At 59.5% G+C, this 19,832-nt stretch carries 18 protein-coding genes, 1 other RNA gene and 1 riboswitch; of the genes, 14 read left to right on the top strand and 5 right to left on the bottom strand.

Annotated elements, in window-relative coordinates; translation table 11 throughout:
* Positions 1 to 2: 2 nt before the first annotated feature.
* Positions 3 to 1,922 carry a TonB-dependent receptor gene (locus KIG99_RS09285; protein WP_226459904.1) on the bottom strand — a complete coding sequence of 640 codons (1,920 nt, stop codon included), beginning with the start codon at positions 1,920 to 1,922 and terminating at the stop codon, positions 3 to 5.
* 102 nt (positions 1,923 to 2,024) lie between these two features.
* Positions 2,025 to 2,231, bottom strand: a riboswitch (cobalamin riboswitch).
* A gap of 115 nt (positions 2,232 to 2,346) precedes the next feature.
* Here KIG99_RS09285 and KIG99_RS09280 point away from each other — a divergent pair.
* From KIG99_RS09280 to KIG99_RS09260, 5 genes are all read left to right on the top strand, one after another.
* Positions 2,347 to 2,544, top strand: coding sequence for a hypothetical protein (locus KIG99_RS09280; protein WP_226441625.1), 198 nt, complete (start codon positions 2,347 to 2,349; stop codon positions 2,542 to 2,544).
* A gap of 1 nt (position 2,545) precedes the next feature.
* Positions 2,546 to 2,881, top strand: coding sequence for a cell division protein ZapA (locus tag KIG99_RS09275; RefSeq protein ID WP_226441624.1), 336 nt, complete (start codon positions 2,546 to 2,548; stop codon positions 2,879 to 2,881).
* Positions 2,882 to 2,915: 34 nt separating this feature from the next.
* Positions 2,916 to 3,095, top strand: a non-coding RNA gene (ssrS, locus tag KIG99_RS09270) — 6S RNA.
* A 54-nt stretch (positions 3,096 to 3,149) separates the two neighbouring features.
* Positions 3,150 to 3,659 carry an EVE domain-containing protein gene (locus tag KIG99_RS09265; protein ID WP_226459903.1) on the top strand — a complete coding sequence of 170 codons (510 nt, stop codon included), beginning with the start codon at positions 3,150 to 3,152 and terminating at the stop codon, positions 3,657 to 3,659.
* 2 nt (positions 3,660 to 3,661) lie between these two features.
* Positions 3,662 to 4,468, top strand: coding sequence for a sulfite exporter TauE/SafE family protein (locus KIG99_RS09260; protein WP_226459902.1), 807 nt, complete (start codon positions 3,662 to 3,664; stop codon positions 4,466 to 4,468).
* Here the strand turns inward: KIG99_RS09260 and KIG99_RS09255 are convergent, their stop codons facing one another.
* Positions 4,469 to 5,245 (bottom strand): enoyl-CoA hydratase/isomerase family protein, encoded by a 777-nt coding sequence (locus KIG99_RS09255; RefSeq protein ID WP_226441622.1) that lies wholly within the window; start codon positions 5,243 to 5,245, stop codon positions 4,469 to 4,471.
* A gap of 132 nt (positions 5,246 to 5,377) precedes the next feature.
* Between KIG99_RS09255 and KIG99_RS09250 the strand changes: the two genes are divergently transcribed.
* The 4 genes from KIG99_RS09250 (at position 5,378) to KIG99_RS09235 (ending at position 9,285) form a co-directional block, all read left to right on the top strand.
* The gene (locus tag KIG99_RS09250; protein WP_226459901.1) at positions 5,378 to 5,698 is read left to right on the top strand and encodes a DUF485 domain-containing protein; all 321 of its coding nucleotides are present in this window, start codon (positions 5,378 to 5,380) and stop codon (positions 5,696 to 5,698) included.
* The gene (locus KIG99_RS09245) at positions 5,698 to 7,371 is read left to right on the top strand and encodes a cation acetate symporter (RefSeq protein WP_226459900.1); all 1,674 of its coding nucleotides are present in this window, start codon (positions 5,698 to 5,700) and stop codon (positions 7,369 to 7,371) included. The genes KIG99_RS09250 and KIG99_RS09245 overlap by 1 nt, the downstream gene beginning before the upstream one ends.
* Before the next feature lie 137 nt (positions 7,372 to 7,508).
* A complete protein-coding gene (locus tag KIG99_RS09240; protein WP_226459899.1) occupies positions 7,509 to 8,027 on the top strand; it encodes a PAS domain-containing protein in 519 nt (172 codons plus the stop codon).
* Positions 8,002 to 9,285: a methyl-accepting chemotaxis protein gene (locus tag KIG99_RS09235; protein ID WP_226459898.1), complete on the top strand. Its 1,284-nt coding sequence runs from the start codon at positions 8,002 to 8,004 to the stop codon at positions 9,283 to 9,285. The genes KIG99_RS09240 and KIG99_RS09235 overlap by 26 nt, the downstream gene beginning before the upstream one ends.
* A 30-nt stretch (positions 9,286 to 9,315) precedes the next feature.
* Here the strand turns inward: KIG99_RS09235 and KIG99_RS09230 are convergent, their stop codons facing one another.
* Positions 9,316 to 9,978, bottom strand: a complete 663-nt coding sequence (locus tag KIG99_RS09230; protein ID WP_226459897.1) for a GntR family transcriptional regulator — start codon at positions 9,976 to 9,978, stop codon at positions 9,316 to 9,318.
* 166 nt (positions 9,979 to 10,144) lie between these two features.
* On the opposite strand from KIG99_RS09230, the gene scpA reads away from it, so the two are divergent.
* Genes scpA through KIG99_RS09210 form a run of 4 tightly spaced genes read left to right on the top strand, consistent with a single transcriptional unit; the run spans position 10,145 to position 16,910 of the window.
* Entirely contained in the window at positions 10,145 to 12,295 is a 2,151-nt protein-coding gene (gene scpA / locus KIG99_RS09225; RefSeq protein WP_226459896.1) for a methylmalonyl-CoA mutase, read from the top strand.
* Positions 12,296 to 12,302: 7 nt separating this feature from the next.
* A complete protein-coding gene (gene meaB, locus KIG99_RS09220; RefSeq protein ID WP_226459895.1) occupies positions 12,303 to 13,313 on the top strand; it encodes a methylmalonyl Co-A mutase-associated GTPase MeaB in 1,011 nt (336 codons plus the stop codon).
* Positions 13,314 to 13,340: 27 nt separating this feature from the next.
* On the top strand, positions 13,341 to 14,876 hold the full coding sequence (locus KIG99_RS09215) for an acyl-CoA carboxylase subunit beta (protein ID WP_226441614.1): 1,536 nt from the start codon (positions 13,341 to 13,343) through the stop codon (positions 14,874 to 14,876).
* A gap of 21 nt (positions 14,877 to 14,897) precedes the next feature.
* Positions 14,898 to 16,910, top strand: a complete 2,013-nt coding sequence (locus KIG99_RS09210) for an acetyl-CoA carboxylase biotin carboxylase subunit (RefSeq protein ID WP_226459894.1) — start codon at positions 14,898 to 14,900, stop codon at positions 16,908 to 16,910.
* A gap of 100 nt (positions 16,911 to 17,010) precedes the next feature.
* Here KIG99_RS09210 and KIG99_RS09205 read toward each other — a convergent pair whose 3' ends face one another.
* Positions 17,011 to 18,543 (bottom strand): hypothetical protein, encoded by a 1,533-nt coding sequence (locus tag KIG99_RS09205; protein WP_226459893.1) that lies wholly within the window; start codon positions 18,541 to 18,543, stop codon positions 17,011 to 17,013.
* 29 nt (positions 18,544 to 18,572) lie between these two features.
* Here KIG99_RS09205 and KIG99_RS09200 point away from each other — a divergent pair, with 29 nt between their 5' ends.
* Positions 18,573 to 18,836 (top strand): hypothetical protein, encoded by a 264-nt coding sequence (locus tag KIG99_RS09200; protein WP_226459892.1) that lies wholly within the window; start codon positions 18,573 to 18,575, stop codon positions 18,834 to 18,836.
* On the opposite strand, the gene KIG99_RS09195 is transcribed toward KIG99_RS09200, so the two are convergent.
* Positions 18,837 to 19,769: an exopolyphosphatase gene (locus KIG99_RS09195; protein WP_226459891.1), complete on the bottom strand. Its 933-nt coding sequence runs from the start codon at positions 19,767 to 19,769 to the stop codon at positions 18,837 to 18,839. It lies immediately after the preceding gene.
* Positions 19,770 to 19,832: the final 63 nt, after the last annotated feature.

Here is a 19,832-nt window from a genome sequence, read left to right as displayed (position 1 = left end):
TTTTAGAAATTCGCCTGGATACCGATGCGCCAGGCCCGGCTGAAGTTAACCGGATAAATCGCATCATCGCGAATCCAGATACCGTTCTTGCGGGCAAACAGGTTTTCGATCGAAGCGAAAAGTTCGAATTTTTGATAGCGATAGCGATATGCAACATCGGTCGATGCGTAAGCTCGCTGCTTTTGTGCATTGTTGTTATCAAAATCTTCGGCCGCCCATGCCGCGGAGCGCCACGCCTGATTCAGGCTGATCGTGGAGCGTTCGCCAAAGCGATAGGTCGCCCCCAGATTGACGGTGTGTTTTGAAACGCCGGGCAGATCCTTGCCGTTATAGGCGCCACCGCCGTCCTGTTCCCGATCAATGATGGCGCGGGTGTAGGCGTATTTGCCTGAAACAGACAAGCTGTCGGTTGCTTTCCAGGTGTTCTGGAATTCGATCCCGTATTTATGTGACTTGTCGATGTTGGTGTTGTAAGACGTAAGCCAGCTGCCAGTTGAGTAGTAATAAATTTCGTTGTCGAGTTTTGCATGGAATAGCGTCACCTTCAGGCGGTTTGCTGCCGTAACGTGATTAATCCCGAGATTGAGCGTGTTGACCTTGGCCGGGGCGATGAACTGGTTGAAAGTGCCGAAATTGAAGAAGCGGTCAATGTCGGGGGCCTGGAAGGCATGGTTCAGGTTGGCAAATGCGGATAACTGGTTGTTGAAGCGGTAATTGGCGCCAATATCCCAGCCTTGGAGGTCATTGTCCTGTTTGAGCGACGTGCCAGCCGTCGGATTGTAGGCATAAGCGACTTTTTCTTGGCGAAGGCCGGCAGACAGGGTCAAGGCATCGATGAATAACTGTCCGTTTGCAAACCAGGCTGAGTTTTTCTTGGTAGTCTGATCGGAACTGCCAAAGCGGGTGCCGTCAAATTGCTGGTAGCCACCGGTGAGAGCTATGCGACTGCTTTCATAAGTGGCAACAATTTCGTCGGTCTTGTGATCGTAATTGGAAATCCAGCCGACAAAGGCGGATTGCTTGTCTTCTTGGGCGTGGCTAGCGCTTAGTTTTAGTTGCTCGGTAAGTTGGTAATCGAGGCTGCCGCGAACGTAGTTCGACTTGAGTTCCTGATAGGAGTAGGTATTTCCAGCGCTTTGTGACGGGTTACTGTTGAACTGGCTTTGCGTAAGGGAGCCGGGGTAGCGAGTTTCCAGATTGGCGTTATAGCCATCCAGCTTCACGGTTAGCGCATCGCCAAGTTTGCCGCTGAGGGTAAGGCGGGCGATTTCACTGTCAGAACTTGCTTTGTGTCCGGCAACATCGGCCTTGCTCGCGCCATCCGTCGCGCTGCGGTCATAGCTTCCGCTGATTGAGAAATACTCGTTGCGGGTTCCTGCCGTGACAGTTGTTCCGAAGCTCTGGTTGTTTCCGGCATAGGCCTGAATGCTCACGCCTTGGTGTGCCTTGGTGTAGATCTGTATCGTTCCGGCGGTGGCGCCATCACCATAAATCACCGAGCCACTACCCTTGGTGATCTCGATCCGGTCAATGTCGGACAAGGCGACGCCACCGATCAATTGGGGATTCATGTCGATATTGTTGAGGCGCTGACCATCGACGCTGACGACGATGTTCTGGTAGCCATCGCCGATGCCATAGCCGCGCATGTCGATTTTTGGCGTGAATCGATTGCCGTAGCTGGGCATGACCGAAACAGAGGTATGGTTGGCCAGGTAGTCGTAAAGCGTCAGGGCGCCAGAATTGTCGATATCGGCTCTGGTGTGTACTTCTGAGGCGTAAGTTGCGGCAACGTCAGATGTCGGAATGCGTGCTGCCGAGACGACGATATTGGCGAGTTCTTGAGGCTGGCTAGCGGCCGTGGCGATGTTTGCAAACAGGATGGGCAGCAGCGCAGCCAGCGGCTTTAAACGTGGATTCATGATTTCCCCTTCCCGACAGGCGTCCCCGCACGTCGGAACAGCATTGAAAAGGAAGCGCAGGGAGTGAGTTCAGGTCGGGGACCGGCACCACCGCCCCGTGGTACTTCCATTGGTGTCCAGGCCGGTATCCGGGCTTGCAAGTCTTGACGCGCCGCCTTCCCAGGTTTGCACCCAGTGGCCTGATGACGCGCCCGCACTTGCTTACCGTTGCGGGGGCAGCAGCGGAATGGTCTCCTTGGAGACGCACCGCTTTCCCGTTTAACTGCGCTTGGAGAGTCCGTGCACAGCACCTGTAACGGCGCGCATTCTACCTTGTGACGTATTGCTGCGCAGCAAAAATTACAGTTTGTCCTTCTACAAACTACTTTGAGAATAAAGGCTTAGTCCTTGACCATGCGGGGTTTTAACATTTATAGTCCGGGCCATGAATAGCGAACTCGAAGCGCTCGAAGGCAAGGTTGAACAGGTCGTTGCCCTGGTTCAGCAGTTGCGTGCCGAGAACGAAGTACTGAAGAACCAGATGGCTGCGGCCGAGGTCGAGCGCCTGCATTTGCGGCAGACCATGGCGGCTGCGCGCGAACGCCTCGAAGGCCTGGTCGACAAGCTGCCCGAGGATGTCTGAGATGAGCGCCGAGACCAATTTCCTTGATGTCAAGATCATGGGCCGCGAGTACCGCGTTGCCTGTACCGCCGAGGAGCGCGATGCGCTGTTGCTGGCGGTCGATCTGGTCGACGGCAAAATGCGCGAAATTGCCCAGCGCACGAAGAGCACCATTGCCGAGCGTGTTGCTGTCATGGCTGCCCTGAACATCGCGCACGAGCTGCTTTCCGGGGATTCCCGCAGTGGCGAAAAAAGCTTTGCGGAAGCGGTTGATACTTCCGAAGCAAAGCGTAGAATCGACGACATGGGAGCACGGATAGACACCGTGCTGGCGCCCCAGCAGCAACTGGATCTCTGATCAATTCCTGCTGATCCCGGCGTCGTCCGCCGAGTGTCCCCTGCGGTGTTTGTTAAGGCCATATATTCCTTGAACCAATGCTAATTGGCATCGGTTGCGGACCGTCAATCCGCTGTTGTGCGTGCTCTTCGTCGAGCGTGCCTGATGCGGAAGGAATGCAGCCACTCTGGACTCAGGTTCAGGATGCCGGCCTGACGGCACTTGCGGGGGCCAATCTTCAACGGGTGGCAGAATTTCTGCCACCCGTTTTCATTTCCGAAATCGTGACATGAACTACTGGTTGATGAAATCCGAGCCCGACGAGGTGTCGATCGACGACCTTGCTGCCGCGCCCGATCGGACGGTGCCCTGGTTCGGCGTACGCAACTACCAGGCGCGCAATTTCATGCGCGACGCGATGCAGATCGGCGATCTTGCCTTCTTCTATCATTCCGGCTGTGCCGAGCCGGGCATCGCCGGTATCTGCGAGGTGTGCTCCGAACCCTATCCGGATGCGACGCAGTTTGAGCCGAAGAGCACAACACCGGCCGGGCGCAGGGATAACCCGTATTTCGATCCGAAGGCGACACCGGATAATCCGCGCTGGCTGTTGCGTGACGTCTGTTTTGTCAGCAAAACAAGTTTTCTCTCACTCGGCGAACTGCGTCGCCATCCGGAACTGGCTGGCATGCGCCTGCTGGCGCGTGGTAATCGCCTGTCGATTATGCCGGTGGCTGCAGACGAATGGAGTTTCATCGTCGGGCATCTGCTGGGCGATGATCCACTGAAAGGGTCTTGAACATGGCTGTTGAATGGCTGATTGCCTATTTGTTGCTGGGTGCCCTGGTCGGGGTGTTCGCGGGTCTGCTCGGGGTGGGTGGTGGCGGCATCATGGTGCCCCTGCTGACGGCGATGTTTGCTGCCCAGGGGGTGGGTAGCGAGCATCTGGTCCATCTGGCACTCGGTACGTCGATGGCGGCCATCGTCTTGACTTCGCTCTCCAGCCTGCGTGCCCATCATGCGCACGGCGCGGTGCGCTGGGATATCGTCAAGGCGATTGCGCCGGGTGTCCTGCTTGGCACTTTTGCCGGTACTTTTGTCGCCTCGCAGGTGCCTACCCGTCCGCTCGCCATCTTCTTTGCCTGCTTCATGGCCTATGTGTCGCTGCAGATGATTCTCAACGTCAAGCCAAAGCCGACGCGCAACCTGCCCGGCGCCGCCGGCATGGCGGGCGTCGGGGCGGGCATCGGGATCATTTCGGCGCTGGTGGCGATCGGCGGCGGTTCGCTGTCGGTGCCGTTCATGACCTGGTGCAACGTCAAGATGCAGAATGCAATCGGCACCTCGGCGGCGATCGGCTTGCCGATCGCGCTGGCCGGGGCGCTGGGTTACCTGATCAATGGCTGGGGCAGTGCCGGCTTGCCGGACTGGTCACTCGGCTATGTTTACCTGCCGGCTTTCCTGCTGATCAGCAGCGTTTCCTTTTTCACGGCGCCGCTCGGTGCGCGCCTGGCACACCGCCTGCCGGTCGCGACGCTGAAAAAGATCTTCGCCGGGGTGTTGATTCTGCTTTCGGCGAAGATGCTGCACACGGTGTTTGGCGGCTGATCAGCGCGCCTTGAACACCGGTTTGCGCTTGGCCAGGAAGGCGTCCAGGCCTTCCTTGTAGTCCTCGGTGTCGAGGAAGGCGAAGGACGCGGCTTTTTCTTCGTCGTTGAGCGGTCGACCGTTCTGCAGACGGCGAATCCATTGCTTGTGCCAGCCCGCGACCAGTGGCGCACCGTTGCAGATGCGTCGGGCGGTGGCGTAAGCCTCGTCCTCGACCTGAGCATCCGGCACGACGCGCGTCACCAGGCCTTTTTCGTAGGCCTCGGTGGCGGTCAGGATGCGGCCTTCGAGCAGGATTTCCTTCATAACCGCAGCGCCGGCCAGCTTGAGCAGGCCTTCCATTTCACCCGGGTACATCGAAAAACCGAGTTTGTTGATCGGCGCGCCGAAACGGGCGTTTTCGTTGCAGATGCGCAGGTCGCAGACGCCGGCGATTTCCAGTCCGCCGCCGATGCAGGCGCCCTGGATCATGGCCACGGTCGGATGCGGGCAGTCGGCGATGGCATTGAGTGCGAGGGCAACCTGGCCGTGATAGTGCAGCGCCTGTTCAAGCGTTGTGCGGGCCGTGACAAATTCCTCGAGATCGCCGCCGGCAGCAAAGGCCTCGTGGCCGGCGCCGCGGATGACGATACAGCGCACGTTGCGGTCGACCGACAAAATAGCCATGTTTTCAGCCAGTTGCTGCCACATCGCGAGGTCGATGGCGTTCAGCTTGCCGGGGTTGTTCAGGGTCAGGGTGGCGATTTCGCCGTTGTTGCAGAGGTCGACCGTAGCCATAACAAATGCTTATCCATGTTGCGAAGTTGTGAATTATAGAGCGGTCCCGATTCACTATTAACCAATGTCTTGTATAAGATATAATACTGCCGCCGGTTTTCCGGTAATTATTAATTAAGGGGGACAGCAACCATGAGCAGCGCGATGTATGAGCGGATGCGGGCCAATCCGAAATTTCAGGAGCTTGTCGGGAAACGCACGCGTTTCGCAACGATCCTGGCGGCCATTGTTTTGATCATGTTTTACGGCTTTGTGATGGTGGTGGCATTCAACCCCGTCGCTTTGGGGCAGCCGGTCAGTGAAGGTTCGATGTGGACGGTCGGCGTTGCCGTCGAACTGTTCATGTTCATTTTCTTCTGGGTGCTTACCGCTGTTTATGTGAAGCGCGCCAATACCGAGTTTGACTCCCTGACGCAGGAAATCGTCAAGGAAGCCTGGAAGGAGAACAAATAATGCGTCATCTGAGCAAAACTACCAGCGCGCTCGGTCTTTTCGCCGTTGCGGCCACGGCCTTTGCCGGTGGCCCGCTCGAGGGCGTCACCGAACAGCAGGCGACCAACTGGCACGCCATCATCATGTTCTGTCTTTTCGTCTGCATGACGATGGGCATTACTTACTGGGCATCCAGCCGCACCAAGTCGACCGCTGACTTCTACACCGCGGGTGGCGGTATCACCGGCTTCCAGAACGGCCTGGCAATTGCCGGCGACTACATGTCGGCCGCGACGCTGCTCGGTCTGACCGCCATGGTCTATGGCAAGGGTTACGATGGCTACATCTACATGCTGGCCTTCTTTGCCGGCTGGCCGATCATCCTCTTCCTGATGGCCGAACGCCTGCGCAACCTGGGCAAGTTCACCTTCTCCGACATCACCGCCTATCGTCTCGATCAGGGCAAGGTGCGCACCATGGCCGCGATTTCGTCGCTCGTCGTGGTCTGCTTCTACCTGATTGCCCAGATGGTCGGTGCCGGTCAGTTGATCAAGCTGCTCTTCGGTCTGGAATACAACGTCGCGATCTTCGCCGTCGGTATCCTGATGATGGTGTACGTCACCTTCGGCGGCATGGTTGCCACGACCTGGGTGCAGATCATCAAGGCCTGCATGTTGCTGGCCGGTGGCACGCTGGTCATGTTCCTCGCCTTCAGCCAGTTCGGCTTCTCGTTCCAGACGCTGCTTGAAAAGGCGACGGCGGCACATGCCCTCGGTCCCAAGCTGATGTATCCGGGCAGCCTGCTCGCCGATCCGGTGACCGCCATTTCGCTCGGCCTCGGCCTGATGTTCGGTACGGCTGGCCTGCCGCACATCCTGATGCGCTTCTTCACCGTGACTGATGCCAAGGAAGCCCGCAAGTCGGTGCTTTACGCTTCCGGTTTCGTTGCCTACTTCTTCAACGTCATCTTCATCATGGGCCTGTGTGGCATCCTGATCGTCGGTCAGAACCCCGAGTTTTTTGAAGGCGGCGTGGTCGGCGGCAAGCTGGTCGGTGGCGGCAACATGGTTGCCATGCACCTGGCCAAGGCGGTTGGCGGCGACATGCTGCTCGGCTTCCTGGCGGCGGTTGCCTTCGCCACCATCCTGGCTGTGGTTTCCGGTCTGGCACTGGCTGGCGCTTCGGCCATCTCGCACGATCTCTACGCCCGCGTCATCATGAAGGGCCAGGCTTCGGAAACGAAGGAAATTCGTGTTTCGAAGATCGCCACCATCTGTCTCGGCTTTGTTGCCATCGTGCTCGGCATCCTGTTCGAAAAGCAGAACATCGCTTTCATGGTCGGTCTGGCGTTCGGTGTGGCTGCGGCTGCCAACTTCCCGGTGCTGATCCTGTCGATGTACTGGAAGGGTCTGACGACTCGCGGCGCATTGTTCGGTGGCTATGGTGGTCTGGTTTCTGCCGTCCTCTTCGTGCTGTTCTCGAAGTCGGTCTGGGTCGATGTGCTGGGCTACAAGGCGGCTCTGTTCCCCTACACCCAGCCGGCACTGTTCGCGATGCCGATTGCCTTCCTGTTTGCCTACATCTTCTCGAAGACGGATTCGAGCGTGCGTGCCGGCAAGGAAATCGAAGCTTTCGAAGATCAGTATGTCCGTGCCCAGACGGGTTACGGTGCTGCTTCCGCCAGCAATCACTAAGCTGCGCAAGTGGTGAAAAACCCCGGTGGCGCAAGCCGCCGGGGTTTTTTTTGATCTCTCCAACCGGTCGACCGTTCGCCGATGTAGTAAATTGGCAACACAAGCTACCGAGCGGCGTTTCTCGCCCAGGGGGTCAAATGAAAAGAAAGATCGAACCGACAACAGTCGAGCGCAGCATGCGCGAAGACGATTTCATCGTCTCGAAAACCACCGCCAAGGGCATCATTACCTACGGCAATCCGATTTTCATCGAATTTTCCGGGTATACCGAGGCTGAACTCCTTGGTACCCAGCACAATATCGTTCGTCACCCGGATATGCCTCGGGCTGCATTCAAGCTGGCCTGGGACACCATAGAGTCTGGGCGGGAGTTCTTCGGCTATGTGAAAAACATGGCAAAGGATGGCAGTTTCTACTGGGTTTTTACCCATATCACGCCGGATTTTGACCGGAACAAGCGAATCGTCGGCTACACCTCGGTGCGGCGTTGTCCGAGGCGCGATGCGATCAGCAAGATCGAGCCGGTTTATCGGCAAATGCTGGCGGCCGAGAGCGCTGCCGGTGCCAGGGATGCGATTGCGGCCGGTACCAAGGTCTTGCTTGATCTGCTGCAACAGACAGGAATGAGCTATGAAGAACTGGTCTTTTCCCTTTAGGCGCTGGGCGCTGGCTCTCTTGCTCGGAGCCGGTATTGGTTCTGCCTTTGTCTCGCCCTGGCTGGTCGTGCTTTTTTCGGTTCCGGCCTTTCTTGTTTTGTTCTGGCCGGAAAGCGCTGTCACCGGGCCCTTGCCCGAACTCGACCAATTGCTCAGCCGGGTCGGTCAGGGGGATCTCGTTGCCCGCATGCCGCAGGCCCTTCAGGATAGGCGCTTGGAAGCCATCCGCGTCAATCTGAACTCCTTGCTGGATCAGACCGAAACGGCTTTCCGGGAAATTCTCGGTGCGATGTCGGCCTCATCCGAGAACCACAACTGGCGGCGCCTGCAGACCACCGGTTTGCACGGTACTTTCCGGGGGGTGCTTGAGCAGATGCAACTGCTGCTCGATCGCCTTGGTGCGGCGCAGGAGTCGGTTGCCCGCGAGGCCTTGTTGTCGCGTATTTTCCTGCGCTCCGAGCGTGGTCTTTCGATGGCGATCAAACATGTTGATCTCACCTTGAACGAAGTCAGTGGCCACTCGGTGCAGGTCGAAAGCATGGCCGGGGAGTTCGCACAGTCAGCGAGTGTCATGGCCAATGCGGCCGGCCGTATGTCGACGGCCCTGGGCGATGCGCAACAGGCGGCAGAGAGCGGCGTGCAGGCGCTCGATGATCTCAATGCCAAGGCGGCCGCCATTCGCGATCTGAGCGGTCGGATTGACGGTATTGCGAAACAGACCAATCTGCTCGCCCTCAATGCTGCGATCGAGGCAGCCCGGGCTGGCGAGGCCGGGCGGGGGTTCGCCGTCGTGGCCGATGAGGTACGCAAGCTGGCCGACCAGTCGCAGCGCTCAGCCGAAGAAATCACCGTTGCCATCTCTGCAGTCAGTGCTTCAATGGAGTCGGCAACCCGGCAAATTGGCGGCTTGCATCGCTCGGTAAACGGTGCGCGGCTGACGGCGGCCGAGTTCAGTGAAAACCTGACACTATCGTCGGCATCGGCCCTGGAAGTTGGTGAGTTGGCGGCGACGATCGAAACCGGGGCACGCGCGATGATTTCTTCAATGCAGTTGGTGGAGATGGCCCAGAAGGCGCGGTCCGACGTGACGGCCATCCTGCACGGGGAAAAACTCGATGTATCCAGCCTGCCGGCCATCGAGCAGGAAGCGATCGCGGTGGTCGAGTCGAGGAAATGGGTCAAGGGCAGTGCGGATCGTGATGCCCTGGTCGATATTTACGATCGACTGTTTGCCAATATCGAAAGTCAGATGCACTGATTGGGGATGGCGTTGCCATCCCCAAGGCAACTAGGATTTGGCTGGGCTGTCCTGCATCTTGGCCAGCGCCTCGCGACCGGAAAGCAGATGGTCGTGCATTGCCTTCTCGGCCTTGGCCGTATCGCCAGCCTCAAGAGCGCCCATGATGATGCGATGCTCATCGAGTGACTGCTGCAGGCGTCCTTCCAGCGACAGCGAGTGCAGACGCGACAGCTTGAGCACCTTGCGCAGATCCTGAATTACGGTCAGCAACCAGCGATTGCCAGACAAGAGCTGAATTTGCCGGTGAAACTCCTGATTGGCCTCGAAGAACGCGTCGATGCGGCCATCGCGTGCGGCGGATTCAAGTTGCTCATGAATTTTTTTCAGCCGGGCGATATCGGCCGATTTGGCACGGCCAATCGCTTCGCTGACGCAACGTCCTTCCAGCATGGCCATCAGCGGGAAAATGTCGTCGAGATCCTGGCGCGAAATTTCGGTGACGTAACAGCCGCGGCGTGGCTTCAGTTCAACGAGTCCTTCCGAGGCCAGTACCTTGAGCGCTTCGCGCAGTGGCGTGCGGGAGATGCCGTACTGTTCGGCGAGTTTTTGCTCGTCGATCCAGGTGCCGGGATTCAGTTCGTGAGCGAAGATGCGCTGGCGCAATCGTTCGGCCACTTCCTGGTAAAGCGCTGTAGGTGCAATGCGGTTCATTGTTTCCGTCTAGTGTGAATGGGCTGGCCGATACGTTGTCGGCTTGCTTCCATAATTATGGATAAAGTATTATGTGAGGTTTGGTATGTCAAGCTGGGTCTGAAAGCGTAGAATTTTGAATTCTGCATCATCGGCCTGAAAAAATCGAATCAGCGAGGGGTGTGTCATGTCTGAAAAGTTCTTTGATTCCAATAACCTGGATGCATGGGAAAAGGCCGCAGCAAAACAGTCTCCGGGCGGCGATATCGGCAATCTGGTCTGGAACACCCCGGAAGGTCTGGCCGTCAAGGCACTGTATACGAAGGCTGACGTTGCCGGCCTGGAATTCGCTGACACCCTGCCCGGCTTCGCCCCTTATCTGCGCGGCCCGCAACCGACGATGTATGCCGTCAAGCCGTGGACCATCCGTCAGTACGCCGGTTTCTCCACTGCCGAAGCCTCCAACGCCTTCTACCGCAAGGCGCTCGCCGCCGGCGGCCAGGGCGTTTCCGTGGCTTTCGACCTGGCGACGCACCGTGGTTACGACTCGGACAATGCCCGCGTTACGGGCGACGTCGGCAAGGCCGGCGTCGCGATCGACTCCGTCGAAGACATGAAGATCCTCTTCGACAGCATCCCGCTCGACAAGATTTCCGTCTCGATGACGATGAACGGCGCCGTGCTGCCGATTCTTGCCGGCTACATCGTTGCCGCCGAAGAACAGGGTGTTTCGCAGGACAAGCTGTCCGGCACCATCCAGAACGACATTCTCAAAGAGTTCATGGTGCGGAATACCTATATCTATCCGCCCAAGCCGTCGATGAAGATCATTGCCGACATTTTCGGCTACACGGCGCAGCACATGCCGAAGTTCAACTCGATCTCGATTTCCGGTTATCACATCCAGGAAGCCGGTGCCAATCAGGCCATCGAACTGGCCTTCACGCTGGCTGACGGCATGGAATACGTGCGTACCGGCGTCGCTTCCGGCATGGACGTCGACACCTTCGCCGGTCGCCTGTCCTTCTTCTGGGCCGTCGGCATGAACTTCTACCTGGAAATCGCCAAGATGCGCGCCGGCCGCCTGTTGTGGGACCGCATCATGACCGGTTTCAACGCCAAGAGCGCCAAGTCGAAGATGCTGCGCACGCACAGCCAGACCTCGGGCTGGTCGCTGACCGAGCAGGATCCGTACAACAACGTCGTGCGCACCACCATCGAAGCGATGGCGGCCGTCTTCGGCGGCACCCAGTCGTTGCACACCAATGCGCTGGATGAAGCCATCGCACTGCCGACCGAATTCTCGTCGCGCATCGCCCGCAACACGCAGTTGATCATCCAGGAAGAAACCCACATCACCAACGTCGTCGATCCGTGGGCCGGCTCCTACATGATGGAAAAGCTGACCCAGGACATGGCCGACAAGGCCTGGGGCATCATCCAGGAAATCGAAGCGATGGGCGGCATGACCAAGGCCGTCGAATCGGGCTGGGCCAAGATGCAGGTCGAAACCTGCGCCGCCGACAAGCAGGCGCGCATCGACTCCGGCAAGGACGTCATCGTTGGCGTCAACAAGTACAAGCTGGCCAAGGAAGACGCGATCGACATTCTCGATATCGACAACCATGCCGTGCGCGATTCGCAGATCGCCCGTTTGAAGCAAATTCGCGCTACCCGTGATTCAGCAGCCGTTTCTGCCGCTCTGGACGCGTTGACCGCTGCGGCTGAGTCCGGCGAAGGCAATCTGCTCGACCTGACGGTCAAGGCCATGCGCCTGCGCGCCACGGTCGGTGAAGTGTCGGATGCGCTGGAAAAGATCTTTGGTCGTTTCCGTGCCAACAACCAGACCATTTCGGGTGTGTACGGAGGCGTTGTGGAAGGTCAGGAAAGCTGGGAAAAGATCAAGGCCGATGTCGCCAAGTTCGCCGAAGAAGAAGGTCGTCGCCCGCGCATCATGATCGCCAAGCTCGGCCAGGACGGCCATGACCGTGGTGCCAAGGTGGTGGCTACCGCCTACGCCGACCTCGGTTTCGACATCGATATGGGGCCGCTCTTCCAGACCCCGGAAGAAGCTGCCCGTCAGGCGATTGAAAACGACGTGCACGCCGTCGGCGTGTCGTCGCTGGCCGCCGGTCACAAGACCTTGCTGCCGCAGCTGGTCAAGGCGCTCAAGGATCAGGGCGGTGACGACATCATCGTCTTCGCCGGTGGCGTGATTCCGGCCCAGGACTACGACTATCTGTACAACGCCGGCGCCAAGGCCATCTTCGGGCCGGGTACCCGGATCGAGGATTCGGCCATCAAGGTGATCGAAGAAATCCGCAAGGCACGCGGCTAAGCCCTGCATGCATCCGGGCGAAGCTGCCGTGCTGGCGCATTCCCTTTCTTCTGCCGATCAGGCGCTGGTAGACGGCGTGCTGGCCGGTCAGCGCCGTGCGCTGGCCAAGGCCATCACGCTGATCGAGTCGACGCGGCCGGATCACCAGCAACGCGCGCAGCAGGTGCTGAACGCGCTGCTGCCGAGCACCGGCAAGGCGATCCGCATTGGTATTTCCGGCGTGCCGGGGGCGGGTAAATCGACTTTCATCGAAGCACTCGGCGTCTGGCTGATCGAGCAGGGCAAGAAACTTGCCGTGCTCGCGGTCGACCCCTCGTCTTCGGTGTCCGGCGGTTCCATCCTCGGCGACAAGACGCGTATGGAGCTGCTCAGTCAGCGCGAGGAAGCCTTCATCCGGCCGAGTCCGTCTTCCGGTTCATTGGGCGGCGTTGCCGAGAAGTCGCGCGAAGCCATGCTGCTCTGCGAAGCCTCCGGCTACGATGTGATCATCATCGAGACGGTTGGCGTCGGCCAGTCGGAAACGACCGTCGCCGGCATGGTCGACATGTTTTGCCTGCTGCAGTTGCCGAATGCCGGCGACGATCTGCAGGCCATCAAAAAAGGTATCGTCGAGATCGCCGACATGGTGGTCATCAACAAGGCCGACATCGACAAGCAGGCTACCGCCGTTGTCCGTGCCCAGTGGCGCAATGCGTTGCACATGCTGCGTCCGGCCTCACCGAACTGGGCGCCGCCGGTCATCGCCCTGTCGGCCTTGCACAAGCAGGGCATCGGCGAGTTCTGGGAACAGGTCGAGAAATTCGAGGCCGCCCTCAAACCGACCGGCGAGTTCGCGGCCAAGCGGCAACACCAGGCATTGTCCTGGATGTGGCAGATGATCGATTCCGGCCTGCGCCAGCATTTCCGTCTTCACCCGCGCGTGCAGGAAAACCTGCCCGCGTTCACCCAATCCGTCGAACAGGGTCATACGACACCGGCTGCTGCCGCGTATGCGCTGCTCGACTATCTGAAACACTAATCACCCGATCCACTTAGGGAGTTTTCTATGCACGACATCATCCGCCAGCTGGAAAAAAAGCGTGAACTGGCCCGCCTCGGCGGTGGCCAGAAGCGTATCGACAGCCAGCACAAGAAGGGCAAGCTGACCGCCCGTGAACGTATCGAGCTGCTGCTCGACCCGGATTCCTTCGAAGAATGGGACATGTTCAAGGAGCACCGCTGTACCGATTTCGGTATGGATCAGGCGGAAAAAACTCCGGGTGACGGCGTGGTTATCGGCTACGGCACGATCAACGGCCGTCTGGTCTTCGTCTTCTCGCAGGATTTCACCGTGTTCGGCGGCTCGCTGTCGGAAACCCATGCCGAGAAGATCTGCAAGGTCATGGATCAGGCGATGAAGGTTGGCGCCCCGGTGATCGGTCTCAATGACTCGGGCGGCGCCCGCATCCAGGAAGGCGTTGCCTCCCTCGGCGGTTACGCCGACGTGTTCCAGCGCAACGTGATGGCCTCCGGCGTCGTGCCGCAGATCTCCATGATCATGGGCCCCTGTGCCGGTGGTGCGGTGTACTCGCCGTCGATGACCGATTTCATCTTCATGGTGAAAGACTCGTCCTACATGTTCGTGACCGGTCCGGAAGTCGTCAAGACGGTCACCCACGAAGACGTCACCGCCGAAGAACTGGGCGGTGCAGTGACGCATACCAGCAAGTCCGGCGTCGCCGACCTCGCTTTCGAGAACGACGTCGAAGCCCTGTCCATGCTGCGCCGCTTCATGAACTTCCTGCCGGCCAACAACAAGGAAAAGCCGCCGGTTACCTGGACCAACGATCCGGCCGGTCGCATGGATTATTCGCTCGACACCCTGGTGCCGGACAATAACAACAAGCCGTACGACATGAAGGAATTGCTGATCAAGGTCGTCGACGACAACGATTTCTTCGAAATCCAGCCGGATTACGCCAAGAACATCATCATCGGCTTCGGTCGCGTTGACGGCCACCCGGTCGGCATCGTCGCCAACCAGCCGCTGGTGCTGGCCGGCTGTCTGGACATCAAGTCCTCGATCAAGGCTGCCCGTTTCGTCCGCTTCTGCGATGCCTTCAACATTCCGGTCGTCACCTTCGTCGATGTGCCGGGCTTCATGCCGGGTACGCAGCAGGAATACGGCGGCATCATCAAGCACGGCGCCAAGCTGCTCTACGCGTACGCCGAATGTACCGTGCCGAAGGTCACCGTGATTACCCGCAAGGCCTACGGCGGCGCTTACGACGTGATGTCGTCCAAGCACCTGCGCGGCGACGTCAATCTCGCCTGGCCGTCTGCCGAAATCGCCGTGATGGGCCCGAAGGGCGCCGTCGAGATCATCTTCCGCGAGGAAAAGAACGATCCGGCCAAGCTCGCCGAGCGCGAAGCCGAATACAAGGACAAGTTCGCCAATCCGTTCGTGGCTGGCGCACGTGGCTTCATCGACGACGTCATCATGCCGCATGCCACCCGCAAGCGTATTGCCCGCTCGCTGGCCATGTTGCGCGACAAGAAACTCGACAATCCGTGGCGCAAGCACGGCAACATTCCTCTGTAAGCGTCAGGGAGAAAAAGGAATATGTTCACTAAAATTCTGATCGCAAACCGCGGCGAAATCGCCTGCCGTGTCATCAAGACCGCCCGCAAGATGGGCATCAAGACGGTCGCCGTCTATTCCGAAGCCGACAAGGATGCCTTGTTCGTCGATATGGCCGATGAAGCCGTCTGCATCGGCCCGGCTGCCTCGAAAGAGTCTTATCTGGTTGCCGACAAGATCATCGCTGCCTGCAAGCAGACCGGTGCTCAGGCCGTCCATCCTGGCTACGGTTTCCTGTCCGAGAACGCCGCATTTTCCCGCCGTCTGGAAGAAGAAGGCATCAAGTTCATCGGTCCGAAGCACTACTCCATCGCCAAGATGGGCGACAAGATCGAGTCCAAGAAGCTGGCCATCGAAGCCAAGGTCAACACCATCCCGGGCTACAACGAGGCCATCGCGGGTCCTGACGAAGCCGTCAAGATCGCCCAGGGCATCGGCTATCCGGTGATGATCAAGGCTTCCGCCGGCGGCGGCGGCAAGGGTCTGCGCGTTGCCTACAACGATGCCGAAGCCCATGAAGGCTTCTCTTCCTGCGTCAATGAAGCCCGCAACTCCTTCGGTGATGACCGCGTCTTCATCGAAAAGTACGTGCTCGAACCGCGCCACATCGAAATCCAGGTGCTTGGCGACAGCCATGGCAACTACGTGTACCTGAACGAGCGCGATTGCTCGATCCAGCGTCGTCACCAGAAGGTCATCGAAGAGGCGCCGAGCCCCTTCGTCGATCCGGAAATGCGCAAGGCGATGGGCGAACAGGCCGTGGCCCTGGCCCGTGCCGTGAATTACGAGTCGGCCGGTACGGTCGAATTCGTGGTCTCCGGCGCGACCAAGGAATTCTACTTCCTGGAAATGAACACCCGTCTGCAGGTGGAACATCCGGTTACCGAGCTGATCACCGGCCTCGACCTGGTCGAGCAGATGATCCGCGTTGCCTACGGCGAAAAGCTGCCGCTGGCCCAGGCTGACGTCAAGATCAACGGCTGGTCCATGGAGTGCCGGATCAACGCCGAAGACCCGTTCCGCGGCTTCCTGCCGTCCACTGGTCGTCTGGTCAAGTTCCTGCCGCCCAAGGAAACCACCGACGCCAATGGCACGACCCGTGTCGATACCGGCGTATACGACGGTGGCGAAATCTCGATGTTCTACGACTCGATGATCGCCAAGCTGATCGTGCATGCTGCCACCCGCGAGCAGGCCATCGCCCGCATGCGTGATGCCCTGAACGGTTTCGTCATCCGCGGCATTTCCTCGAACATTCCGTTCCAGGCCGCGCTGATGCAGCATCCGGTTTTCCATTCCGGCATCTTCGATACCGGTTTCATCCCCAAGCACTACCCGACGGGTTTCGACGCCTCGATGGTGCCGCATGATGATCCGGCCCTGCTGGTCTCTGTTGCTGCCTACGTCTATCGCGCCTTCACCGACCGTTCCGCTTCGATCACCGGCCAGTTGCAGGGTCACGAGCGTATCGTCAGCGACAACTGGTGTGTTGTTCGCCTGAATCCGAACGGCAACGAGAGTCATCATGTTGTGGCGCGTCCGATCGCTGGCGGTTACCACGTTGAATACCAGGGCAAGCAATACGAGATCCTGTCCGACTGGAAGCTGGGCGAGTCGCTGTTCAACGGTACCTGCAACGGTGAAGCATTCACCCTGCAGGTCGAACGTCACAAGACCAAGTACAGCCTGTTCCACTGGGGCACGCGTGCCGACTTCATGGTGATGAGCGCCCGCGCTGCCGAACTGCTGGCCCTGATGCCCGAAAAGCCGGCGCCCGACCTCTCGAAGTTCCTGCTTTCCCCGATGCCGGGTCTGCTGCGCGAAGTGGCAGTCAGCGTCGGTCAGGAAGTCAAGGCGGGCGAGAAGCTGGCGGTCATCGAAGCCATGAAGATGGAAAATATCCTCAAGGCCGACCAGGACTGCAAGGTCAAGAAGATCTCCGCTGCGGCCGGCGAAAGCCTGTCGGTGGATCAGGTGATCATCGAGTTCGAATAAGCCGGATTTCGACCGTTTCTGACGGTCGACCACTGCGCGGAGGTCATTTTCGCGCAGCGCCGGACAAAAGGCCCGTCACGCGACGGGCCTTTTTATTTGCTCAGGCCAGACGGCAACTGTAGCGAACGAAGTCGATACCGCGTTCGATGACTTCGATCGGTACGAGATGCTCCAGCGTGCCGCCTTCGAGGGCCAGGCCGATACCGGGACGGATCGGGGCGGCGGACGGAATGAGCAGCGACACCTGTCCGGCGTCATGCAGCAGGAAGGCGGCCACCCGCGGCATTTTCTGTTCGCGCGGGCCCAGCGGCTTCAGGCGGCAGGCTTCGACTTTGCCGGCATACCAGTCCAATGTGGCGCTCAGGCTGCCGCCGGCGTCGCCGAGCAGCGCCCGCAATACGCCAAGGCGTGCCTGGCCATCGCGCAGCGTGGCGATCAGGCAGGGGGCCAGGCGGCGTTCGCCGGTCTCGGGCGGGCGGATTGCGATGCCGTCGAAGACTTTCCACATTTCGCCCGGAATGTGCAGACGCTGGACGGCAGTCGGCATGCGTGACACCTGGTCGAAGCCGAAAATCGCCATGCGCTCATTGGCCAGAGCTTCACTGCGTATGTCCATGCTGGCTTCGGGATTGAGCAGCTCTTCGGTGAATAGTGCGTAGGCATCGGCCGGGCCGAAGGCGAGCTGGACATCGCCGCTTTCGCTACCGGTGACCGGCGGGCTGGCCAGCAGATAGCGGTCGATGTCGGTCAACAAGCGGATGCAGGCACTTCCTGAGAGCTCACGGCCGAGCTTCAGTGATTCGGGAGTCTCGCCATTTTGCAGGGCTTCGATGCGGGCGCTGATCTTGCGGGCGATCGAGCGAATGCCTAGCCAGCGCGGCATGCCTTCCGGCAAGGTGGTGCCGAACAGCGAGGCGAGCGAGATTTCACGGGCATGCGAACTCTGGTCGGCTTCCATGTGAAAACTGCACAACTCGCGCCAGCGGCTGATCGCGCGATTGGCCACGGCCAGTTGCGGCGCGGTCAGGCGGTAAGGATCGATCAGGCGAAGCAGGAAGGCCCAGGCGAGCAGCCCGGCAATATTGCCCTCGCCCAGATGCGGGAAATGCTTGTCGGTTACCGGCTGACGCAGGATGCCACTGCTCTCGGCCTGAATCAGGACACCGAAGAGCAGTTGATCGAGCTGGGCGGGACATTCGCGGGAGGCCAGGAAGTGGCAGAACTCGGCGGTCCGGAAAGCGTTGGTGGCGCGAAACAGCAGCCGGCATTTTTCCTTGGGGGCAAAATGCGGCGCCAGACGCAGATAGGCAATGCCCAGGCGGGCCCACAGGTGTTGCGATGCGAGAAAGATGCCTTCGTCTTCCACCGGCATCGGCAAGGGCTTGCGCGTATAGCGCGATTCGAGAGCGGCGAGTGTGGCGACCGATGCGCCGTGCAGGAGGTCGAGCTGTTCGGCGATCTGGCCGGACGGCAGGCGCGCGCCGTCTACGGCATTGAGTTGCCCGGTCAGCAGTTCGAGCATGAGCAGCGGCTGGGTCTGGGGCTGGGCCGCGAGCCATGCCTTGGCGCTGGCCAGGTCGGCAAAGGCGGCATGCCGGGTTGGCTCGGGCGCGGGCAGGTTCAGCCAGTGCATTCAGAATCCTTTCGGGTTATGCTTTAGCCATGAGTGGATTCGAGCATTATGAACGCGAACTGGCCGATCTTGATCACGAGATTCGCCGTTACGCTGCGATCTGTGGGGTCGATCTGGCCAATCGTTACGCGCTGGATGCCTGCCTGCAGGATCATCACGCCAACTGGGCCGACGACAAGGCACGCGAGAGCCTGCATGGCCTGTTGATCCTGCGCATCAAGCTGGAGGCGGAGATGATCGAACTGGGCTTTACGCCACCGCCGCTCATTCCGCCGGTTTCCTTCGAGAGCTGATCAGCCGTCGGCGTTGATCTTGGTGATCAGCGCCTGCAGTGTTGCAGCAGCCTGATCGTTGGCAACCTGACAGGTGCCGGCTGCCTGGTGACCACCGCCGCCGTACTGCAGCATCAGTTCGCCAACGTTGGTCTTGCTGCCGCGGTCGAGAATCGACTTGCCGGTCGCGAAAACCGTGTTCTGCTTCTGGACGCCCCACAGCACGTGGATCGAGATGTTGGTCTGCGGGAAGAGCGCGTAGATCATGAAGCGGTTGGTCGCCCAGATGGTCTCTTCATTGCGCAGGTCGAGGACCGCGAGGTTTTTGTGTACCGTGGTGCAGCGCTGGATCTGTTCGCTGGCCATTGCCGCCTGTTCGACGTAAAGATCGACCCGCTCCTTGACGTCGGGCAGGGCGAGAATCTCGTCGATGCCGTGATTGCGGCAGTATTTGATCAGATCCATCATCAGCGTGTAGTTGCTGATCCGGAAGTCACGGAAGCGGCCGAGGCCGGTGCGTGCATCCATCAGATAGTTGAGCAGTACCCAGTCGGTCGGATTGAGGATCTCGTCGCGGCTGAATTGTGCCGCATCGGCCTTGTCGACCGCATCCATCATGTCGTCGGTGATGTTCGGGAAGGCTTCCTTGCCGCCGTAGTAGTTGTACACAACACGCGCAGCCGACGGGGCTTCCGCCTGGATGATGTGATTCTTGCGCTCGCCGGTGTTGCGGATGGTTTCCGACAGGTGGTGGTCGAAGGCGAGGTGGGCGGCGGCGACGTAAGGCAGGTTGGTGGTGATGTCGCGCGCGGTGATGTCGATCTTGCCGTCCTGCATGTCTTTCGGATGCACGAACTTGATGTCGTCGATCAGGTCGAGTTCGTTGAGCAGCACGGCACAGACGAGGCCGTCAAAGTCACTGCGCGTGACGAGACGGAATTTCTCTTGGGGCATGGAATGTCTCCGGTTGGCGAATGGCGTTATGAGGCAGAGCATAGCGCCATTGTTGCCGGAGTG

This window comes from Quatrionicoccus australiensis (genome assembly GCF_020510425.1).
Lineage (GTDB): Bacteria > Pseudomonadota > Gammaproteobacteria > Burkholderiales > Rhodocyclaceae > Azonexus > Azonexus australiensis_A.
This window is presented reverse-complemented; position numbering and strand designations above follow the sequence as displayed.

What these genes read in the sequence shown, in the direction of transcription:
- KIG99_RS09285 (WP_226459904.1), bottom strand. Translation starts at nt 1,922, where the DNA reads ATGAATCCACGTTTAAAGCCGCTGGCTGCGCTGCTGCCCATCCTGTTT.
- KIG99_RS09280 (WP_226441625.1), top strand. Translation starts at nt 2,347, where the DNA reads ATGAATAGCGAACTCGAAGCGCTCGAAGGCAAGGTTGAACAGGTCGTT.
- KIG99_RS09275 (WP_226441624.1), top strand. Translation starts at nt 2,546, where the DNA reads ATGAGCGCCGAGACCAATTTCCTTGATGTCAAGATCATGGGCCGCGAG.
- KIG99_RS09265 (WP_226459903.1), top strand. Translation starts at nt 3,150, where the DNA reads ATGAACTACTGGTTGATGAAATCCGAGCCCGACGAGGTGTCGATCGAC.
- KIG99_RS09260 (WP_226459902.1), top strand. Translation starts at nt 3,662, where the DNA reads ATGGCTGTTGAATGGCTGATTGCCTATTTGTTGCTGGGTGCCCTGGTC.
- KIG99_RS09255 (WP_226441622.1), bottom strand. Translation starts at nt 5,245, where the DNA reads ATGGCTACGGTCGACCTCTGCAACAACGGCGAAATCGCCACCCTGACC.
- KIG99_RS09250 (WP_226459901.1), top strand. Translation starts at nt 5,378, where the DNA reads ATGAGCAGCGCGATGTATGAGCGGATGCGGGCCAATCCGAAATTTCAG.
- KIG99_RS09245 (WP_226459900.1), top strand. Translation starts at nt 5,698, where the DNA reads ATGCGTCATCTGAGCAAAACTACCAGCGCGCTCGGTCTTTTCGCCGTT.
- KIG99_RS09240 (WP_226459899.1), top strand. Translation starts at nt 7,509, where the DNA reads ATGAAAAGAAAGATCGAACCGACAACAGTCGAGCGCAGCATGCGCGAA.
- KIG99_RS09235 (WP_226459898.1), top strand. Translation starts at nt 8,002, where the DNA reads ATGAAGAACTGGTCTTTTCCCTTTAGGCGCTGGGCGCTGGCTCTCTTG.
- KIG99_RS09230 (WP_226459897.1), bottom strand. Translation starts at nt 9,978, where the DNA reads ATGAACCGCATTGCACCTACAGCGCTTTACCAGGAAGTGGCCGAACGA.
- scpA (WP_226459896.1), top strand. Translation starts at nt 10,145, where the DNA reads ATGTCTGAAAAGTTCTTTGATTCCAATAACCTGGATGCATGGGAAAAG.
- meaB (WP_226459895.1), top strand. Translation starts at nt 12,303, where the DNA reads ATGCATCCGGGCGAAGCTGCCGTGCTGGCGCATTCCCTTTCTTCTGCC.
- KIG99_RS09215 (WP_226441614.1), top strand. Translation starts at nt 13,341, where the DNA reads ATGCACGACATCATCCGCCAGCTGGAAAAAAAGCGTGAACTGGCCCGC.
- KIG99_RS09210 (WP_226459894.1), top strand. Translation starts at nt 14,898, where the DNA reads ATGTTCACTAAAATTCTGATCGCAAACCGCGGCGAAATCGCCTGCCGT.
- KIG99_RS09205 (WP_226459893.1), bottom strand. Translation starts at nt 18,543, where the DNA reads ATGCACTGGCTGAACCTGCCCGCGCCCGAGCCAACCCGGCATGCCGCC.
- KIG99_RS09200 (WP_226459892.1), top strand. Translation starts at nt 18,573, where the DNA reads ATGAGTGGATTCGAGCATTATGAACGCGAACTGGCCGATCTTGATCAC.
- KIG99_RS09195 (WP_226459891.1), bottom strand. Translation starts at nt 19,769, where the DNA reads ATGCCCCAAGAGAAATTCCGTCTCGTCACGCGCAGTGACTTTGACGGC.